At 57.2% G+C, this 18,821-nt stretch carries 13 protein-coding genes; 5 read left to right on the plus strand and 8 right to left on the minus strand.

All coding sequences use genetic code 11. The annotated features are described in order from the left end of the window. The first annotated feature begins 204 nt into the window (after positions 1 to 204). Complete coding sequence (locus tag GYM47_RS14870; RefSeq protein WP_153843117.1) at positions 205 to 1,920, plus strand: methyl-accepting chemotaxis protein; 1,716 nt, start codon at positions 205 to 207, stop codon at positions 1,918 to 1,920. Between the two features lie 81 nt (positions 1,921 to 2,001). Then, the gene (locus GYM47_RS14875; protein WP_139525688.1) at positions 2,002 to 4,158 is read left to right on the plus strand and encodes a putative bifunctional diguanylate cyclase/phosphodiesterase; all 2,157 of its coding nucleotides are present in this window, start codon (positions 2,002 to 2,004) and stop codon (positions 4,156 to 4,158) included. Positions 4,159 to 4,187: 29 nt separating this feature from the next. Here GYM47_RS14875 and GYM47_RS14880 read toward each other — a convergent pair whose 3' ends face one another. Further along, the gene (locus GYM47_RS14880) at positions 4,188 to 5,822 is read right to left on the minus strand and encodes an NAD+ synthase (RefSeq protein WP_139526212.1); all 1,635 of its coding nucleotides are present in this window, start codon (positions 5,820 to 5,822) and stop codon (positions 4,188 to 4,190) included. 143 nt (positions 5,823 to 5,965) lie between these two features. On the opposite strand from GYM47_RS14880, the gene GYM47_RS14885 reads away from it, so the two are divergent. Then, positions 5,966 to 6,226, plus strand: coding sequence for a PP0621 family protein (locus GYM47_RS14885; RefSeq protein WP_139525689.1), 261 nt, complete (start codon positions 5,966 to 5,968; stop codon positions 6,224 to 6,226). A 3-nt stretch (positions 6,227 to 6,229) separates the two neighbouring features. On the opposite strand, the gene thiO is transcribed toward GYM47_RS14885, so the two are convergent. Continuing rightward, entirely contained in the window at positions 6,230 to 7,333 is a 1,104-nt protein-coding gene (gene thiO / locus GYM47_RS14890; RefSeq protein ID WP_153843116.1) for a glycine oxidase ThiO, read from the minus strand. A gap of 115 nt (positions 7,334 to 7,448) precedes the next feature. Here thiO and GYM47_RS14895 point away from each other — a divergent pair, with 115 nt between their 5' ends. Then, positions 7,449 to 7,976, plus strand: coding sequence for a GspH/FimT family pseudopilin (locus GYM47_RS14895; protein WP_153843115.1), 528 nt, complete (start codon positions 7,449 to 7,451; stop codon positions 7,974 to 7,976). A gap of 38 nt (positions 7,977 to 8,014) precedes the next feature. Here the strand turns inward: GYM47_RS14895 and trxB are convergent, their stop codons facing one another. Then, complete coding sequence (gene trxB / locus GYM47_RS14900) at positions 8,015 to 8,965, minus strand: thioredoxin-disulfide reductase (protein WP_139525692.1); 951 nt, start codon at positions 8,963 to 8,965, stop codon at positions 8,015 to 8,017. Between the two features lie 270 nt (positions 8,966 to 9,235). Between trxB and acnA the strand changes: the two genes are divergently transcribed. Beyond that, complete coding sequence (gene acnA, locus GYM47_RS14905; protein WP_139525693.1) at positions 9,236 to 11,983, plus strand: aconitate hydratase AcnA; 2,748 nt, start codon at positions 9,236 to 9,238, stop codon at positions 11,981 to 11,983. Between the two features lie 69 nt (positions 11,984 to 12,052). On the opposite strand, the gene GYM47_RS14910 is transcribed toward acnA, so the two are convergent. The 5 genes from GYM47_RS14910 to GYM47_RS18420 all read right to left on the minus strand — a co-directional run bounded on the left by GYM47_RS14910 (position 12,053) and on the right by GYM47_RS18420 (position 17,967). Then, positions 12,053 to 13,732, minus strand: coding sequence for an NAD-dependent malic enzyme (locus GYM47_RS14910; RefSeq protein ID WP_139525694.1), 1,680 nt, complete (start codon positions 13,730 to 13,732; stop codon positions 12,053 to 12,055). A 177-nt stretch (positions 13,733 to 13,909) separates the two neighbouring features. Continuing rightward, positions 13,910 to 15,121, minus strand: a complete 1,212-nt coding sequence (locus tag GYM47_RS14915) for a YeeE/YedE family protein (RefSeq protein ID WP_153843114.1) — start codon at positions 15,119 to 15,121, stop codon at positions 13,910 to 13,912. 221 nt (positions 15,122 to 15,342) lie between these two features. Beyond that, positions 15,343 to 15,762: a G protein-coupled receptor family protein gene (locus GYM47_RS14920; RefSeq protein ID WP_153843113.1), complete on the minus strand. Its 420-nt coding sequence runs from the start codon at positions 15,760 to 15,762 to the stop codon at positions 15,343 to 15,345. A 34-nt stretch (positions 15,763 to 15,796) separates the two neighbouring features. After that, positions 15,797 to 17,068, minus strand: coding sequence for a hypothetical protein (locus GYM47_RS14925; protein ID WP_231125593.1), 1,272 nt, complete (start codon positions 17,066 to 17,068; stop codon positions 15,797 to 15,799). 518 nt (positions 17,069 to 17,586) lie between these two features. Next, the gene (locus tag GYM47_RS18420) at positions 17,587 to 17,967 is read right to left on the minus strand and encodes a hypothetical protein (RefSeq protein ID WP_231125592.1); all 381 of its coding nucleotides are present in this window, start codon (positions 17,965 to 17,967) and stop codon (positions 17,587 to 17,589) included. Positions 17,968 to 18,821: the final 854 nt, after the last annotated feature.

An 18,821-nucleotide genomic window follows, 5' to 3' on the forward strand; every position in this document is an offset into this window, starting at 1 on the left:
ACCATTTGCCATTTGCTTTTCACTTACAAAAAACCACGCTTAGGCGTGGTTTTTTTGTACAAGAAAATAATTGTTTAATAACAAAACCTTAATCAAATGATAGACAAAATATCATTACAAATATTGTACATCACTAGCACTGAGCATTATGATTCTCCTGCAAACACATAATAAAGCGCCTCCACGGCGCCTAGGAGACCCTGGATGACCTCCCTAATGAAACGCTTGTCTGGAACGACAATCAGCACCCGGCTAGCCGTTGGCTTCTCTATTCTGTTGGCTCTCTTGGTGCTACTGACCATAGCGGGCATTCTTCAAGTCAATCAAATCGACCGTGATTTGACCGTCATCAACGATGTCCAAGGTGAAAAGCAAGGATTTGCCGTCGACATGCGGGGCAGCGTCCATGACCGCGCGATTGCCCTGCGCGATATCGTAATTACCGCTGGTAGCGGGCGTTTGGCCGAGTTGGAAGGCGATATACGCCAGCTAGAGGAGGCTTACCAAACAGCCACCGTCGGCATGGCACAAATCAATCAAACCTCCACGGCCTCTCCGGAAGAACAACAGATTCTCGCGAGCATTCGTGAACAAGCCGAAACGACGACCCGCTTGACCGAACAAGTCATCGCTGCTCGTGAAGTAGGCAACGACCAGCAAGCCGAAACCCTTTTGTTGGAGCAAGCAGGTCCGGCTTATACCGAATGGCTCAATCGCATCAATCAGTTTATTGACCTTCAGACACAGAATAGCGCCGCTACCACCGCATCTGCCCGCGCGACGGCTTCTGGTTTCCAGCTACAAATGCTCGGATTGACGCTCTTTGCCCTACTGATTGGCGGCCTGATTGCGGTCTTCCTATCACGTCAACTGCTGCGAGAACTCGGCGCTGAGCCCTATGAAGTGAAAGCCTTTGCTCAGGCCATTGGTCGTGGCGAACTCGCCACTCAAGGTCGGCTGAAACAAGGCGATACCCGCAGCATCATGGCCTCGCAGGTCGCCATGGCGAAGCATCTGCAGGAGATCGTGGCGCAGGTGCGCGCGTCAGCAGAAGCGGTTGCCTCGAACAGCGAACAGATTGCAGAAGGCAATAACGATCTTGCCTCACGTACGGAAGAGCAAGCCAGCGCTTTGGCAGAGACGGCCTCAGCTATGGAAGAGCTTAATAGTACGGTAAAGCAAAACGCCGATAATTCCGAGCAGGCCAGCCAAGAAGCCGCTAGCGCCTCGATAACGGCGAAGCGCGGTGGGGACGCAGTTCACCAAGTGGTCGCCACCATGAACGATCTGAATAAAAGCTCACAAGAAATAGCAGGTATCATTTCGACCATCGACTCGATCGCTTTCCAAACCAATATCCTGGCCTTGAACGCGTCGGTCGAGGCGGCGCGGGCAGGCGAACATGGGCGTGGCTTTGCCGTCGTCGCTGAAGAAGTGCGTAAGCTGGCTCAGCGCAGTGCCGACGCCGCACGCGAGATCAACAACCTCATTAGCAGCAATCTAGAGCGCGTCAATCATGGCAACGAGCGCGCTGAAGAGGCGAGCAAATCCACTGAAGAGATCGTCGAAGCCATCCAGCGCGTGACCACTATCATGCAAGAGATCAGCAACGCCAGCGCCGAACAGAGTGCCGGGGTTCAGGAAGTAGGCCAGGCGGTCACCGAAATGGACCAAGTTACGCAGCAGAACGCATCACTGGTGAATGAGAGCGCGACCGCTGCCAACAACTTACGTCAGAATGCCCACCAGTTGTTAAACGCCATGGGGGCGTTCAAACTCCCTGAGTCGGCGATGGCGCCGGCCGCTCAACATCGCGCCAACCCATCCTCGACGGCAAGCAGCTATGCTCGTCCCAAGGCCCCGTCGCTACCCACCACACGCTCCAGCGCCCCTGCCGAGCTTGAATGGGAAAGCTTCTAAATAAAACGTCTTATCTGCCGTTCATTTTTAGAGAGGCCGTGGCATGTCCGCCACGGCCCACTGCCTTTCCCAGAGGTGACGATGAAACCCTCGCAGAGCTTGTTCATGGTGTTTCTGCTCCCCATCCTGATGGTGATTCTGCCGGTTGCACTGTTGCTGGGACTGGCCACCTACATGATCAAAGAGCAGTCGCTGCAAAACTACCGGCTTCAATCCAATGATCTGGAAACCCTCGTACAAATGGCGACCTTCGATCGCCAGTTGGGCGATCTTCATCAGCGGATGAGTGAGGTTTTCAGCCGGGCGGAAGCGACCGACCTCGGCACCATGCAGCGCTACGCGGAGTACGGTCGCATCAACCAAGAGCTATCGCGTATTGGGGAAAGCGTCGATCGGCTGTCCAGCTCGCCGCTGATTTTGGACTTGAGCCAGGAAAGCGCAGCTACCCTGCAGCGCGCCTTTTATGAATACCGTCGCTTCGTCAACATGGCCAACGAGGCCGCCACCCTGAATCAGGGGGATCCCGTTTTTTATTTGCAAGAAGCCCAACGTCATTTCACGACGTTCAACCTCTTTTCTCAGCAAATTTTCGAGGCGCTTACCCATCGCGCCAGTGACCGACACCGAGAGTCTTACGCCGATCTCAACCAGTCGCGCAACTCCACGCTATGGCTGGGCTTGGGTCTATTTGCTCTGCTGATCAGTGCCGCTTTTTTGGCCGCATGGCGCATCAACCAGCGGCTCGTCACGGTGGGCGATGCCATTTTGGCGCTGTCCGACAATCGCCGAGCGCTGCCCGACTTGCAAGCGATCGAACGGTTGAGCCAACAACACAGCGGCCCGTTAAAGCGTATTGCGCTTTCACTCCTTTCTTTTCGCGATACCGAGCAGCAGAGACGAGAAGCAGAGCGCCAAGTGCATCAATTGGCTTACTACGACACGCTCACCGACCTGCCCAACTGGCGACTGATGAAAGAGCATCTACAGCACTCGTTGGAGACCAACAGTCAAACCAACACTTACGGCGCGCTGGTGTATTTGGACGTGGACGAGTTCAAACGTATCAACGATGTCATCGGCCATCGGGCGGGAGACGACCTGCTCATACAGATGGCGACGCGTCTTAAAACCTTGGAGCAGCAGGGCTGCAAGATGGGCCGCCTGAGTGGCGATGAGTTCGTACTGATTGTGGATGGTTTGGATGCCGATAAGTTGAAAGCCGCCGAAAAAGCCGAGTTCTTGGCGCAGCAGATTCAGCACGCGCTGACCCAGCCTTACTGCTTGGATGGGCATCACCAGTATCTTAACGTCAGTCAAGGGCTCGTGCTCTTCAAGGGCGTCGATGATAGCGTCGATCAGCTTTTTCAATACGCTAATTCAGCCGTTCACCTCGCCAAGCGTGATGACCAGAATACGATCCGCTTTTATGACCCAGCCGTTCAAGCCCAGTTAGAAACGCGCACCGAGCTAGAGCGCGACCTGCGCCTCGCCATCGAGCGGGAAGAGTTCGTGCTGGTCTATCAAATGCAAGTAGATAGCCAAGGGCGTGCCATCGGTGCCGAAGCACTCATCCGTTGGCAGCACCCCATACAAGGCTTCGTATCGCCGGGCACATTCATTCCTCTGGCAGAGGAGACGGGGCTCATCATTCCCATGGGCACCTGGGTACTGCATGCCGCCTGCGAACAGCTCGCCCTGTGGGAAGCGGCTGCGCATACCAAAGACCTAGTGCTGGCCGTGAACGTCAGTGCAAAACAGTTTCAGCAGCCACACTTCGTCGAGGAAGTGGCCAAGGCATTGGAACTTAGCGGTGCGTCGCCTCACAAGCTGAAACTCGAGCTCACCGAGAGCACGGTCATCGGTCAGGTGGAAGATACCATCGCCCGCATGCACCGGCTCAAGGCACTCGGCATCAGCTTTGCCATGGACGATTTTGGCACCGGCTACTCTTCATTGCAGTATTTGAAGCGTTTGCCGCTGGACCAAATCAAAATCGATCAATCCTTCGTGCGCGACCTTCATCAGGACGCAGATGACATGGCCATCGTCGAGACGATCATTGCCATGGGGCGCTCGCTGGGCCTTAACGTCATTGCCGAGGGCGTAGAGACCATGGAGCACTGGCGATATTTGAACGAACACCAGTGCCACGCTTACCAGGGTTATTACTTCTGCAGGCCGGTGACGCCAGAAGAGATGGCCAAACAGTGCTTAGCCCCGCCCCCGGTGCTCACGTAAGCCGCAGATGCCCCATCTGAGGGCTTACGTCAATCGCCCGGCTGCCAGCCATTGACGATAGGGTAGCGGCGATCTCGCCCGAAGCCCCGCGGGGTCACTCGCACGCCTACCGGCGCCTGGCGGCGCTTGTACTCACAGCGATCCACCAGTTTGACGACCTTGTAGACATCCTCTTCCTCGAAGCCTGCAGCAATGATCGCCTCGGCACTCATGTCTCCCTCGATGTAGCGGACCAGAATGGCATCCAACACATCGTAGTCTGGGAGCGAATCGCTATCCTGCTGGTCGGGCGCAAGTTCGGCGCTGGGTGGACGCTCGATCACGCGCTCGGGAATGGCCGGCGACTGGGTATTGCGCCAGCGCGCCAGGCGGTATACCCAGGTTTTATAGACATCTTTGATGGCGTTGTAGCCCCCCACCATATCGCCATACAGCGTGGCATAGCCGACAGCCATTTCGCTCTTGTTGCCCGTGGTCAGCACCATCAGGCCTTTCTTGTTGGAGATCGCCATGAGCAGCACGCCACGGCAACGCGACTGAAGGTTCTCTTCGGTAGTATCGCGCTCGGTGCCTGCAAAACTCTCGGCCAGCGTCCCCATGAAGGCTTCGACCATGGGCTCTATGGGCATCACGTCATAATGAACGCCCAGCAGGGTCGCCTGTTCGGCCGCATCCTGCTTGGATATATCCGCAGTGTAATGGTAAGGCATCATGACCGCTTGTACCCGCTGCGGTCCCAGCGCATCCACCGCAATGGCCAGCGAGAGCGCCGAATCGATGCCGCCAGAAAGCCCCAGCACCACGCCTTTGAAACCGCTCTTGTTGACGTAGTCACGCAGGCCGGTCACCAGCGCGCAGTAAAGGCTTTCCTCGGGTTCCACATCTGGCTCGATTTCGCCAGCCTGGGGTTCCCAGACGTTCGCACTAGTTTGCAGGAGCTGAATGGGCATTAGCCCCGCCTGCCAGTAGGGCGCCAGTACCTTGAGTTGACCGTTGGCATCGACACAGCTAGAGCCACCGTCGAACACCAACTCGTCCTGGCCACCGATGGTATTGACGTACACGACGGGCAATTGCACGTCTTGGGCGCGCTGTTCTAGCAAGCGCAGCCGTTCGGCGGGCTTGTCTTGATGATAGGGCGAGGCGTTCAAACTGATCAATACTTCAGCCCCCGCCTCGCGCGCGGCCTTCACGGGCACACCTTCCCACAAGTCTTCGCAAATCAGTAGACCTAACTTGGCCCCTTTATGCTCGTACACCAGCGGCTCGGTGCCCGGCGTGAAGTAGCGCTGTTCATCGAACACTTGGTAATTGGGCAGCGCTTGTTTGGCGTACTCCGCCTCCCATTGGCCGTTGTAGAGCACCCCCGCCAAGTTGTAACACTTGCCTTCACGCACGCCGGGGTAACCAATGATGACCAGCACGTCGCGGGAGATTTTTTCCGCCATCGTGGCGCGCGCCTCACGCAAGCGGGTTTCCATGGAGGGACGCAACAGTAAATCTTCCGGCGGGTAGCCGGATAAAAACAGTTCAGGAAAGACGACGATATCCGCCCCATGCTCGATCCTCGCTTCACGCACCGCTTCGATGGCACGCGCGGCGTTGCCGGGAATATCGCCGACCAGCGGGTCGAGTTGGGCCATTACCAGCGTTAAGTCTTGCATGGGCGTCAAAATCTCTTGAGAATCTTCAGAATACGGTGGCATCTACCTAGTCGCTGCATTGTCCCGCAAGGCGTGCTCAGTGGCAAAGGTCATTGTTACGAATGCCATGTCGTCGCCTTTTCCCACCAGGGGAGCCATTGAGGATGAACCTATTGATCATTCGGCTAATTATCTTTGCCGCGCTGTTTTATGTAGGCCTGAAGCTTTACGGACTCTATCGCCAACGCAAGCTGGCCCATCAGCAGCAGGCACCGTCGCGCCACGAAGGCGGCAACATGGTGCGCTGCCGCTGGTGCGACGTTCACGTGCCAGAGAACGAGGCGCTACGTGACGTCGAGCAGTGGTTCTGCTGTAGCGCTCACCGTGACCGCTTCCTACAAGAGCAGGAAGACAATCGTCGCTAGCGATCATGGCCACGCCAAGCGCTCGGCCGTTGGCTGGTAAGGTGTTGGGTCCAGCAAGGGTTTGCGCCCCAGCACTTGATCGACCAGTAGATGCGTCGAAGCAGGCGCCAGCACCAAGCCATTCCGATAATGCCCGGCATTGACAAACACATTGGGAAACTCGGGCAGCGCGCCAATGAACGGTATACCTTCCGGCGAGCCGGGGCGCAGCCCCGCCCAATGGTACGCAACAGGGCAATCGGCTAACGCAGGGATAATGTTTTCCGCACTCCGCTTGAGCGATGCCAACGCCTCTTCATCGGTGGTTTTATCGAAGCCCGCCTCTTCCAAGGTAGACCCCACGAGCAGCAAACCATCGCTACGTGGAATCACGTAGCGACCATCCTTGAGCACTACGCGCTGGACTAAACCTGGCGGCGCTTGATAAGCGATCATTTGTCCTTTGACGGGCCGAACCGGCAATCGCACGTTCAGCCCGTCAAGCACGCTTGCGCTCCAGGCCCCGCCACATACGATGAACTGCTCTGCTAGCTGGTCACCTCGGCTCGTCGCAACCCCCACTACGCGGCCTTGACGCTGCAGAAAACCTTCGACACGACACGCCTCGATCAGCGTCACGTGAGACAGGGCAGCCAAACGAGCGCGCAGCGCCTGGCCCAAGCGCGGGTTGCGCACGCTGCCTAGTGTGGGCATCCAGAGCGCACTGCCTTCGGGAGTAGCAGCTTCAGGCTCTTTATGATGAACGAAAGCGGCGGTGACTCGCTCTAGCGGCTTGCCGAGTTGTCGCGCCCAGTGCAAGGCCGCCTCGTCATCGTCCACATTCAAGTAGAGCAAGCCCTTTTGCCGATACTCCGGGTCGATACCGGTCTCTTCCAACAAGCGCAGGGCTAGCGTGGGATAGGCGCCCTCTGACCAGCGCGACAGCTGAGACACCGGCTCACCATAACGCCAGGGATAGAGCGGCGAAACGATCCCGCCGCCTGCCCAGGATGCCTCTTTTCCGCAAGTTCCGCGCTCGATGAGCGTGACCCGCTGACCAGCGTCCGCTAGCTGAAGTGCCGTCATCATTCCGATCACGCCACCTCCTAAAATTAAGAGATTGCTCACAACGTTTGTCCGTTTTGGCTTACATAAAAAGTGCGCGGTGCCCCCTAGGATCAACAAGATCACGCAACGTTAACCAGCGCAACGAGCATCGCGCTCGTCGACAGGAGGTCAAGCGATGAAATGCGGTGGCACGCACGGGCAGCACTCGTCCTATCAGCGGGGGTTTACACTCATCGAGATGTTGGTGGCGATGCTGTTGATGACCGCCATGATAGCGTGGCTGACACCAAGCGTTCAGGCACTGAGTCACCACAGCCTTCTCAATAGCGAAGTAAGCCGCCTGCGCTCTGCGTTTGCCCTGGCCAGACATACGGCCATTTCACAACGTACGAAGGTGACCGTGTGTCCGGCAAGCGCAAACCTCACCACCTGTGCGTCGACGTGGGGCGACGCACTGGTCGTCATAAAGGGAGACGTCGAGGACGGCTTTCAACCGGACGATATCCTGCGCGTCTTTCCCGGGCAGGCGGCGTCTTACACCACCTATAGCCGCGGCTGGCGACACGTTCGATATAACGTGCTGGGCCATACCAGTGGCTACAACGGCAGCTTCGCGATATGCGCCACACAAGCAGAAGGAAAACGGTTGGTACTCAGCCAGTTAGGCAGGTTACGCGTGGATGAGGCACCTATCGACTGCTAAGATCGCCAACAGGTGCTCTCCTCCAGAATGCAGCTACATTAAGCAATGCCATCCAGATAGCGTTCGGCATCCAGGGCTGCCATACAGCCGCTGCCTGCCGAGGTGATCGCCTGGCGATAGATATGGTCCATCACGTCGCCACAGGCAAATACGCCCGGCACGCTCGTAGCCGTTGCATTGCCTTCACTGCCCGATGTCACTTTGATATAGCCACCGTTCATCTCCAACTGCCCTTCGAAGATGCCCGTATTGGGACTATGGCCGATGGCAATGAATAGCCCCGGCGCGTGAATCTCTTTCGTGCTGCCATCCTTGGTGGACTTGACTCTTACGCCGGTCACGCCGGTGTTATCCCCTAACACCTCCTCGACTTCGTAGAACCACTCCAGGGCAATTTTACCCGCCTCGGCTTTCTCAAAGAGCTTGTCTTGCAGGATTTTTTCCGCGCGCAGGGTATCGCGGCGATGCACCAGCGTGACCTTGGAAGCGATGTTAGACAAGTAGAGTGCTTCTTCGACCGCCGTATTGCCCCCCCCAACGACGACGACCTCTTGATTGCGGTAGAAAAAACCATCGCACGTCGCACAGGCCGACACGCCCTGCCCCATGAACTGTTGCTCGGTGGGTAAGCCCAGATAGCGTGCACTGGCACCGGTGGCGATGATCAGCGCATCACAGGTATAGGTGCCACTATCGCCTTTTAGGGTATAGGGTTTTTCAGCTAAGCTGACTTCATTGATATGATCGAACAGCACCTCGGTGTTGAAACGCTCGGCATGCTGCTTCATGCGCTCCATCAACGCCGGCCCCTGGACACCGTCGGCATCACCAGGCCAGTTATCCACGTCGGTCGTGGTGGTCAATTGGCCACCTGCCTGCATCCCGGTAATGAGCAGGGGCTTGAGGTTGGCACGCGCGGCATACACCGCCGCAGTGTAGCCTGCTGGGCCAGACCCAAGAATAATCAAACGTTCATGACGTGTTTCCATGACACCACCTTTGTCACAATTGAGCAGATAACGTTGCAAGAGAGTCTGCCTGAAATGGCGTCAAGTACAAGCGATTACAAGGGCTCGCCTAAGCTATTAGGCGAAGACGGCTTGAAAGCGCACCGTGAAACACCCATGTCTGATTAATCAGCCATACTGATATTACGTCAGTCGTCGTTAAACCCCACGATGAGACCGCCATAGCCAACATCGCCATACCCAGATAAACAGTGACCGTCGCGCAACGCCAAGCAATCAGAGGAGAATGGAATGAGCAAGATACCCAACACGCTTCATACCTTGACGGCAGGAAGCCAAGAGTATCACTACTACAGCCTGCCCACGGCGGCTGAGACGCTAGGCAATATCGACCGACTGCCCAAGACGCTCAAAATCCTGCTCGAAAATCAGCTGCGTTTTGCAGACGATGAGAGCGTCGAGCGGGACGATATGCAGGCGCTGGTGGACTGGCAAAAAGAGGGCAAATCCAGCCGTGAAATTGGCTACCGGCCGGCGCGGGTATTGATGCAAGACTTTACCGGTGTGCCTGGCGTGGTCGACCTCGCCTCCATGCGCGCGGCGGTGGAAAAGCTGGGCGAAGACCCTGCCCGCATCAACCCACTCTCTCCAGTGGACTTGGTGATCGACCACTCGGTGATGGTCGATAAGTTCGGTCATCCGACGGCGTTTCAAGAAAACGTCGATATCGAGATGCAGCGAAACGGCGAGCGCTACGAATTCCTACGTTGGGGCCAGAAAGCCTTCGACAACTTCAGCGTCGTGCCACCCGGCACCGGGATTTGCCACCAAGTGAACCTGGAGTACCTAGGCCGCACGGTGTGGACCAAAGAGGAAGATGGCAAGACCGTTGCCTACCCCGACACGCTCGTAGGAACCGACTCTCACACCACCATGATCAACGGCCTGGGTGTGCTGGGCTGGGGGGTGGGCGGCATCGAAGCGGAGGCCGCCATGCTGGGCCAACCGGTCTCCATGCTCATTCCGGAAGTGATTGGCTTCAAACTGACCGGCAAACTGCGGGAAGGTATTACTGCCACGGACCTCGTTCTCACCGTGACTGAAATGCTGCGCAAAAAAGGCGTGGTCGGTAAGTTCGTCGAATTTTATGGCGACGGCTTAAAAGACCTGCCGCTAGCGGACCGCGCCACCATTGCCAATATGGCCCCTGAGTATGGCGCCACCTGTGGCTTCTTCCCGGTGGATGACGAAACGCTCAACTACCTACGCCTAACCGGCCGTGAAGATAGCCAGATTGCCCTGGTCGAGGCTTACAGCAAGGCCCAGGGCCTGTGGCGTGAGCCGGGCGATGAGCCGATTTTCACGGACACGCTCAGCCTGGACATGAACGAGGTAGAGGCCAGCCTAGCGGGCCCCAAACGCCCGCAGGACCGTGTTGCACTCAAAGATATGGTCAGTGCGTTTGGCAAGGTCATGGAAGAAGACGGCAAGGCGCTGCCCAGCACCGAAAAGGGCAAGCTAGCCTCTGAAGGCGGCCAGACCGCCGTGGGCATCGACCGCAGCTACGAACACGACTTCAAACACAGTGATAGCCAGACCGTCACGATGGGCGAGCAGGACTTCAGCCTGGACCCCGGTGCCGTGGTCATTGCGGCGATTACGTCGTGCACGAACACCTCGAACCCCAGCGTGATGATGGCAGCAGGCTTGTTGGCGCGTAACGCCCGTGAGAAGGGCTTGACCACCAAACCTTGGGTGAAAACATCGCTCGCGCCCGGCTCCAAAGTCGTCACCGACTATCTCGCCGCGGCCAGCCTCGACGATGACCTGGATGCGCTGGGCTTCAACCTCGTGGGCTACGGCTGTACCACCTGTATCGGCAACTCAGGCCCCCTGCCAGAAGAGATCGAAAAAGCCATCAACAATGGCGACCTCACCGTGGCATCGGTGCTGTCGGGCAACCGCAACTTCGAAGGCCGCGTTCATCCCCTGGTCAAAACCAACTGGCTGGCATCGCCGCCCCTGGTCGTTGCCTATGCACTAGCGGGCAACGTGCAGTGCAACTTGACCACCGACCCGCTCGGCCAGGACAGCGACGGCAACCCGGTGTATCTGAAAGACATCTGGCCTTCGCAGGCCGATATCGCCAGCGCCGTCGAGAAGGTGAACACCGAGATGTTCCGCAAGGAGTACGGTGCCGTCTTCGAAGGCGATGAGACGTGGAAAGCCATCAAAGTGCCGGAGGGTAAGGTCTACGAGTGGCCGGAATCGACCTATATTCAGCACCCGCCCTTCTTTGAAGGCATGCAGCGGGAGCCAGACACCATCGAGGACGTGAAAAATGCGCGTGTCCTGGCGATGCTTGGCGACTCCGTCACTACCGACCACATCTCTCCAGCGGGCTCCATCAAGCCCGACAGCCCCGCCGGCCGCTACCTACAAGAGCACGGCGTGAAGCCGGTTGACTTCAACTCCTACGGCTCGCGCCGGGGCAACCATGAAGTCATGATGCGCGGCACCTTCGCCAACGTGCGGATCAAAAACGAAATGCTCGACGGCGTGGTAGGCGGCGAAACGCGCCATGTGCCGAGTGGTGAACAGATGGCCATCTACGATGCCGCCATGAAATACAAAGAGGAAGGCACGCCGTTAGTGGTCATTGCCGGTAAAGAGTATGGCACCGGCTCCTCGCGTGACTGGGCAGCCAAAGGCACCCGACTGCTGGGCGTGCGTGCTGTGATCGCCGAGTCCTTCGAACGCATCCACCGCTCTAACCTGATCGGCATGGGCGTGGTACCGCTGCAATTCCCGGAAGGCGAAAGTCGTGAGAGCCTGGGATTAACGGGGGATGAAGAGATCTCGATTGCGGGGTTGAGCGATTTGAGCCCCGGCGGTAACGTTCAGGTCGTGATTAAAAATAGTGACGGCGAACGTACCGTTGATGCCAAGTGCCGAATTGATACCGTCAATGAGCTGGCGTACTACCGTCACGGTGGTATCCTTCACTACGTGCTGCGCAAGATGATCGGCGCAGCCTAAAGGTACGACCTACCAATGCTTGCATCGCCCCCACCTCGGTGGGGGCTTTTTTTTGATCGGGTGCCGAGATTAGAAGGCGCGGCGGCGATAGAAACGATACTCCGGCGACCAGCACGCAGACTCGATACGCTCGCGCAGCGCGGTACCGCTGGTTTTCAACGCGACGCCGTTTTGCTGCGCCTGTGCCGCCACCTCGAAGGCTATCGATTTGCTAATGTCACGGATGCGCGACAGCGGCGGCAGCAGCGCGCCTTTACCCTCTTTCACCAGCGGTGCTTCACGCGCCAGCGCCCTTGAGGCACTCATCAGCATCTCATCGGTGACCCGGTTGGCATTCGCGGCAATCACACCCAAGCCAATGCCGGGGAAGATATAAGCATTGTTGCACTGGGCAATCGGATAGGTGCGGCCGTTATACACTACGGGGGCAAACGGGCTACCGGTCGCGACCAACGCTTGGCCATCGGTCCAACGAATCACGTCTTCTGGTACCGCTTCAGCCTGCGAGGTAGGGTTGGAGAGCGGCATGATGACCGGATGCTCGCAGCCTGCGTGCATGGTCCGAACGACTTGCTCGGTGAAGATACCGCGCTGACCGCAGACACCAATCAGAATCGTTGGCTTGATGTTGGCAATGGTCTCTTCAAGCCCTTGGCCATTCCACTCGGCGACCAGGGCAGGGTCGTGAGCTAAGCGACGCTGAAAATCCCGCTGCCACGACTGATCCGTGGTCATGAGCCCTTCACGGTCGACGATGAATATACGTGCCCGTGCTTCGGATTCGGTCAGACCTTCGGCTTCCATGGCCACGACCACCTGCTCGGCAATACCGCAGCCCGCAGAGCCACCGCCCACGAATACCACACGCTGCTGGGCAATCGTCTCTTCACGGGCTTGGCAAGCCGCCATGAGCGTACCGACCACCACAGACGCCGTCCCCTGCACATCATCGTTAAAGCAGCACAGTTCGTTACGATAGCGCTCTAGCAGCGGTACGGCGTTAGCCTGAGCGAAGTCCTCAAACTGCAGTAGCACGTTCGGCCAGCGACGCTTCACGGCACAAATGAACTCCGCCATGAAGGCATCGTACTCTTCCTGACTCACCCGCTCATGACGCCAGCCCATGTACATCGGGTCATCCAGCAGCGCCTTATTGTTCGTTCCTACATCGATCATGATGGGCAGCGTATAGGCCGGACTAATCCCGCCACAGGCGGTGTAGAGCGCGAGCTTCCCAATCGGAATACCCATGCCGCCGATGCCCTGGTCCCCCAGGCCCAAAATACGCTCGCCATCGGTGACGACGATCACTTTGACGTTATCTTTGGTAGCACTGCGCAGAATGTCATCCATATGCTCGCGATCGGGGTAGCTAATGAATAGCCCCCGGTGGTTGCGATAAATATTGGAAAACTCCTGACACGCCTGCCCCACCGTCGGCGTATAGATAATCGGCAGCATTTCCTCCAGGTGCTCTGACACCAGCCGGAAATAGAGCGTTTCGTTATCGTCTTGAATGGCGCGTAGATGGATATGGCGTTCGAGATCGCTATGGCACTGCTGGTACTGACGGTACACACGCTCCAGTTGGTCGTCGATGGTTTCGACTTTTTGGGGTAGTAGCCCTATCAAGTTAAACGCCAACCGCTCCTCTTGAGTAAACGCGCTGCCTTTGTTCAATAGCGGCATTTCAAGTAAAGAAGGACCGGCGTAAGGAATGTATAAGGGGCGTTTACTCGTCGTAGACATAGGCACTCTCTTTTTATGTCAATTGCTGTTGCAATGCAGCAACGCTGGGCGTTGGCGGCGTTTGAGCGTAATGTAACATGCTAGTACGACAAAGGTGGAAGAGACATAAATAAAGGGCATAAAAAAAACGCCTCGGCATTGCCGAGACGTTTTCTAGACGCCACTAACGTGAGCCTTCTAACAGCTTTTGGCGACGGGTCGACGTCCCGCTTCCCCATCAAAGAAGAACGGGCGCAGCTTAACACCCGCCATGTTCCCGGCGAACGCCGCCACCATCCATACCCAGCCGTGGAGGCTGCCAGAGGCAATACCGCTAAAGTAAGCTCCGATGTTACAGCCAAAGGCCAAGCGGGCGCCGTAACCCAGCATGATTCCACCGATCACTGCTGCCAGTACCGATTTCAGTGGAATTCGGAAGTTGGGTGCAAAACGCCCTGCCAAGCTCGCGGCGGCCAAGGCGCCAAGCATAATGCCGACGTTCATCACCGTGGTGATATCGCTCCATACGCTGGCTTCCAGCGCGGCGGCATTGCCAGGCGATTGCCAATAGCCCCACTGGCTCACATCGCCACCTACCAGTTCAAAGCTCTTGGCGCCCCATAGCGCAAACGCGGAGGTGATCCCCCACGGACGCCCCGCCAATGCCAGCGTGGCAAAATTCAGCAGTGCCAGCGCCACCGCGCCGGCTACCAGCGGCCAAGGGCCCGACAACCAACGCTTACTACCCGGTTTATCCACTACCGGGGCCTGCTCCAAATGGCCATGGTGGCGCTTTTCCATCATCACTGTGAACGCAGCAATCGCGGCAAACAGCACCAAGCTGATGCCGATGCCTCCCCCTACACCGGCGACATTGACCAGCGATACCGGTTGGAAAGCAGGCAGGCTTTGCCACCACGCAAAGTGAGCGGTGCCAATCACCGAGCCGACAATGAAGAACACCAGGGTAATCAGCATGCGCGCGTTACCACCGCCTGCGGTGAAGAGCGTGCCAGAGGCACAGCCGCCGCCTAGCTGCATACCTACCCCGAACAGAAAGGCACCGACCAGCACTGACAGACCAATGGGGGCAACGAAGCCACTCACCTCGGTACCAAACAGGCTGCCCGCGCCGAGCGCGGGGAAGAACAGCACCACCGCAATCGCCAGCATGACCATTTGCGCCCGCAGCCCACGACCACGGCGTTCGGTAATGAAGACCCGCCACGCGGCCGTAAAGCCAAACGCCGCATGGTAAAGCACCATGCCCAGCAGCCCGCCCACGATCATCAGCAAGCCGATGTTAGCGCTGAACACCACGCCAATGACCAGCGAACTCAGCACAATGGCCGCCGTCGCTAAAAGAGGCACGCGATAATCGATCGGTGCCGACGTTGAGGTCGTTGCCATAATTCACCTATAAGTAACGCCAAAAGCGCCTGCAATAGCGAGGCGCTTGGCTAATTTTGACAATAGTTATAAGCCTAACGTTGAGCTGTAAAGGTCGGAAATTCTTTATTCAAAGGTACATATTCTAAAAAAGAATATAAAGTCAGACAGCAGGTCTTAACGGATTCACAACGTCAAATGCAAAAGGACGATTTCGCTGGCACACGGATATTCACTACTACTCACTCATACCGCTCAGACGACATTAACGCCAACCGGACGGGTCTGATCTTTTTCGCTTCGGAGGAAGAGGACACCATCGCCCACACCGCTGGGATCATGACTATCACGACAACTCCGATAGGCACTAGGCCCAAGAAACTGCCAATACCCACCAAAAAAGCGGCTAAAGCAGCGATAGTGACCCACGTGCTGCCTTTCCCTGTCACCTTATCGACATGAGTGAGATGAGCGGTCAAATCGGCCAGTTGGTCCCGATCGAGTGAAGCTTCATGGTGGCATTGTGGGCAAGTTAACGAGTCCCCCTCCTTAAGCGTGGTGACCTGCTTGCCCTTGGCAGCCCATGAATAGCCACACTGGCCGCAGGTCACGATGGCCAGTGTATCCATAGGCCAGTGCTCCTGTTTCGTCGCGTTATTCATTACGTCATCCTTGTCGTTAACCATGGGGTAATAATTATGCCTGCTCCGCCTTCGTCCTAAATGGAAATGAAGGATAGGGGGCTTGTGCGGTAGCTGGGGCCGCTACACCAAACCGCTTTTCGATATCGCCCATCTCCACAAACTTCTCGCCGCGCTGATAGGCAGCACACAAGTGTTCGCTCAGGTCGTTCACGGCTTGGGAGGGCTTGGCCCACTGGGACTTAGGTAGGGGCTTCGACCACTCCGCCAACCAGTCGCTGGGCACGGCCTTGGGCAAAATATGCTTCATGCGGTACTCGGTGTACCAGTGGGCAAAGCGGGCATGCTCCCACAAGCGCTTACGTCGAAAGCGCCGCCAGCGGGCCACGTCGTTGGTGCGCTCGCATTCTGCTTTTTCGCGGGCCACGTAGGCGTCGTACCACTCCACGCCCCACTCTCGGGCGGCGGAAGTGGTGGCATCGATGCCCTCTTCCATAAAGCGGCGGATGTACTCCCACTGGGCCAGGGCCCCCGGCAAACCGCCCACGCCAACGATGATGCCTGCTCCAGGCAGGGTGTAGCCAGGGCGCTCGGGGTCCGGCGGTAGCAGCGCGAAGTTCCAGCCAAAACCGGTGATGGCCCCCGGCCCCAAGCTGGGGTTGAACCCACACACCGCCACTACGTCCTCCCAAGGCACCAGTACCGTACGGCGCTCGCGCTTGCAGAGTCGGCAGATGAGATCGTAGATAGAGGGATAAACGAAGAGAAAAGCCATGGACCCTATATGAAGTAGCGTTAAGCCCATGGGAAAATTTTCTCGGGCACCGCGCAGCCACTCGCCTATTTCAATGATGCCCATGCCCCCCGGAATGGCTGAGGCGATCCCCACGATAGAAACCATCCAGAGATTATGAGGAGCAGGCAACCAAAAACGCCCTGGGGGTTCAACCACAAACGCCACTTCACGACGCTGGCGGTTCAAACGAATAGGCGGCATGCGTTTTAGTACTAAATTCACCGCAACGACACCCGCGAAAAACGTCAAAAGAACAACGAAATAGAGCCCTCCCCCCCATGCGACGGCTAACTGCGGATCAGGAGGGAAACCACCGATGCCTATCCATACAATCAGGAAGAAAGCCATCATAGCTACGACGCCTACGCTCAGCATATGCCCCGCCGTCATCATGGTATCTGGGTCGGCGCCCTGACGAATATCCATGGTGGCTTCATCATGGCGCACATCGATATGGGCCACATCCACGGCGTACTCACTATTGACCGGCAGCGGCAAGGGGCTGAGGCAGTACTGCTCCCCCCCCGGCACGGCTTTCCCGTTCGCCCGCGCGCATGGGCGGCAACGCTTTGTTAGGAGTCGTTTTAAACATGCTTCATCCTTGTTCAGGGTGCCCAGGGGGTCAGCGGCATGCTGGGCCAGGTACCTATTTCAACGCTCTGAAGCCGAAGGCCCGATCGCTGGCGACGAATGGTGGCGCAGCGTAGAGGCTAGGGAAGGCAGGCTGCCTTCCCTGGGTATAAGTAGAGGTAGGTCGCATGCACCGTCTGCGGCGATATTCGTCTCTCTACTAATAGGTTAGTGCCGTGTTCGTTTAGCCAATACTTATCAGGCTTCCAGCCCCTGCCTTTTGTAGGCTACCGAAAACACCACTTCAAGCGGCAGCGCCGGGTCGTGTGCACGTATGCGGCGCACTTCCTCGGAGAGCTTGGTCAGTTCCTCACTTGGTTTAGCCCACTGCTCTTCCGGCAAGGGTTGCGACCACGCCACCATATCCGCAGGCAGTAAATTAGGCCGCGTTTTGCTCAGACGCTTATTATCCCATTCCGTTAAGTAACCCGGCAGGTTCCAGAGCTGGATGATGTCGATGGCGTACCAAAAGCTCCAGTACAGCCAACCGATCTCCCCGTTGGCTCGGCGCTGATTGATATGGCGACGTGCGCGTTGCGCAGCGTGTGCACGCCTTCCCAGGGTGGGTCGTCTTTACTTCTCATTACCTGAGGATCTTGCACTTCGGCAAGTGAATGGACCTCGTACTCCATGTAGGCACGGATGGCTTCCCAGTGGCTGATGGCCAGGGGTTTTGCCATGGTCATGAATTCCTGTTTGAGCCACAAGCCGGTCTCTGGATGCGCGTAGCCAAACCCCATACCGAACTGCTGCTGGACGCCGTATTGGGTCGCACCACGGGCCTCTACCACCCACGCCATCAGTGATTCCCAGGGAACGATCACCGTTCCTTGCCCGCCCTCCAGCACAAAACAGACTTCGCGGCGTTGGCGGTGAAAGCGAACGGGGGGGTATCCCGCAGAAGTCTAAGCCCTGTCCAGTGGCCCCAATACATGGCCAAAAAAACAGCCCCCCTGCAAGTCCTGCCCAAAAACCAAACTTGTAGACATCCCACATAAAACCGAAAGATGTACCAGGCATCATTATCCAAGCCAAACTAGGAATAAAGAGAGCTAATAAAAGCAATAAAGTGAACGTCCCACCAGTCAGTAATTGCCAGCCAAAAGCATCCATATACCCGCCACCCACATCCAGCCAGACGTCATTCAAGTTGCTAATGGTGCCGTTCAAATCCAGCGCCTCATGCGTCGTCGGTAGAGGGCTTGGGGCCAAGTAGGTAATACGGCCACCAGGGATGGCATGAGCATCCCCCGCCTTATGAGGCTGGGCCGTATCGGGCTGAGGCAAGTCTGGTGCCTTCTGACTCATAATGGATATCCTGTTTACAGTAATATAAAAAACTCAAGCTTCAATGAGCTGCCAACGACCAGGATTACCGCGCCGCGCAAAAGAGGAAGGCATGTAGCGCTTACCACTACCGACTCCACCACGGGGGTCAATATAGATATATGCCTCGCTTGCTTGGGATCCACCTTCACCACCCAGTTGCACGGCCCCCCGTTCACTTTGTCGAGTGGGGCTTTGTTCATAACTGCTGGCAGGTGTCCAGAACCCGCCTCGGGCATTTTCAGATAGCTTGACGGTTTCACCCGCCTGCACAGCGGGAAAGGCGATTTGTACCCAGCAGCCCTGATACGCTCGTGATATTTTCTCC

It is taken from the genome of Vreelandella piezotolerans (genome assembly GCF_012427705.1).
GTDB lineage: Bacteria > Pseudomonadota > Gammaproteobacteria > Pseudomonadales > Halomonadaceae > Vreelandella > Vreelandella piezotolerans.

What these genes read in the sequence shown, in the direction of transcription:
- GYM47_RS18420 (WP_231125592.1), bottom strand. Translation starts at nt 17,967, where the DNA reads ATGGCGTGGGTGGTAGAGGCCCGTGGTGCGACCCAATACGGCGTCCAG.
- GYM47_RS14895 (WP_153843115.1), top strand. Translation starts at nt 7,449, where the DNA reads ATGAAATGCGGTGGCACGCACGGGCAGCACTCGTCCTATCAGCGGGGG.
- GYM47_RS14870 (WP_153843117.1), top strand. Translation starts at nt 205, where the DNA reads ATGACCTCCCTAATGAAACGCTTGTCTGGAACGACAATCAGCACCCGG.
- GYM47_RS14920 (WP_153843113.1), bottom strand. Translation starts at nt 15,762, where the DNA reads ATGAATAACGCGACGAAACAGGAGCACTGGCCTATGGATACACTGGCC.
- trxB (WP_139525692.1), bottom strand. Translation starts at nt 8,965, where the DNA reads ATGGAAACACGTCATGAACGTTTGATTATTCTTGGGTCTGGCCCAGCA.
- GYM47_RS14885 (WP_139525689.1), top strand. Translation starts at nt 5,966, where the DNA reads ATGAACCTATTGATCATTCGGCTAATTATCTTTGCCGCGCTGTTTTAT.
- acnA (WP_139525693.1), top strand. Translation starts at nt 9,236, where the DNA reads ATGAGCAAGATACCCAACACGCTTCATACCTTGACGGCAGGAAGCCAA.
- GYM47_RS14880 (WP_139526212.1), bottom strand. Translation starts at nt 5,822, where the DNA reads ATGCAAGACTTAACGCTGGTAATGGCCCAACTCGACCCGCTGGTCGGC.
- GYM47_RS14915 (WP_153843114.1), bottom strand. Translation starts at nt 15,121, where the DNA reads ATGGCAACGACCTCAACGTCGGCACCGATCGATTATCGCGTGCCTCTT.
- GYM47_RS14875 (WP_139525688.1), top strand. Translation starts at nt 2,002, where the DNA reads ATGAAACCCTCGCAGAGCTTGTTCATGGTGTTTCTGCTCCCCATCCTG.
- GYM47_RS14910 (WP_139525694.1), bottom strand. Translation starts at nt 13,732, where the DNA reads ATGTCTACGACGAGTAAACGCCCCTTATACATTCCTTACGCCGGTCCT.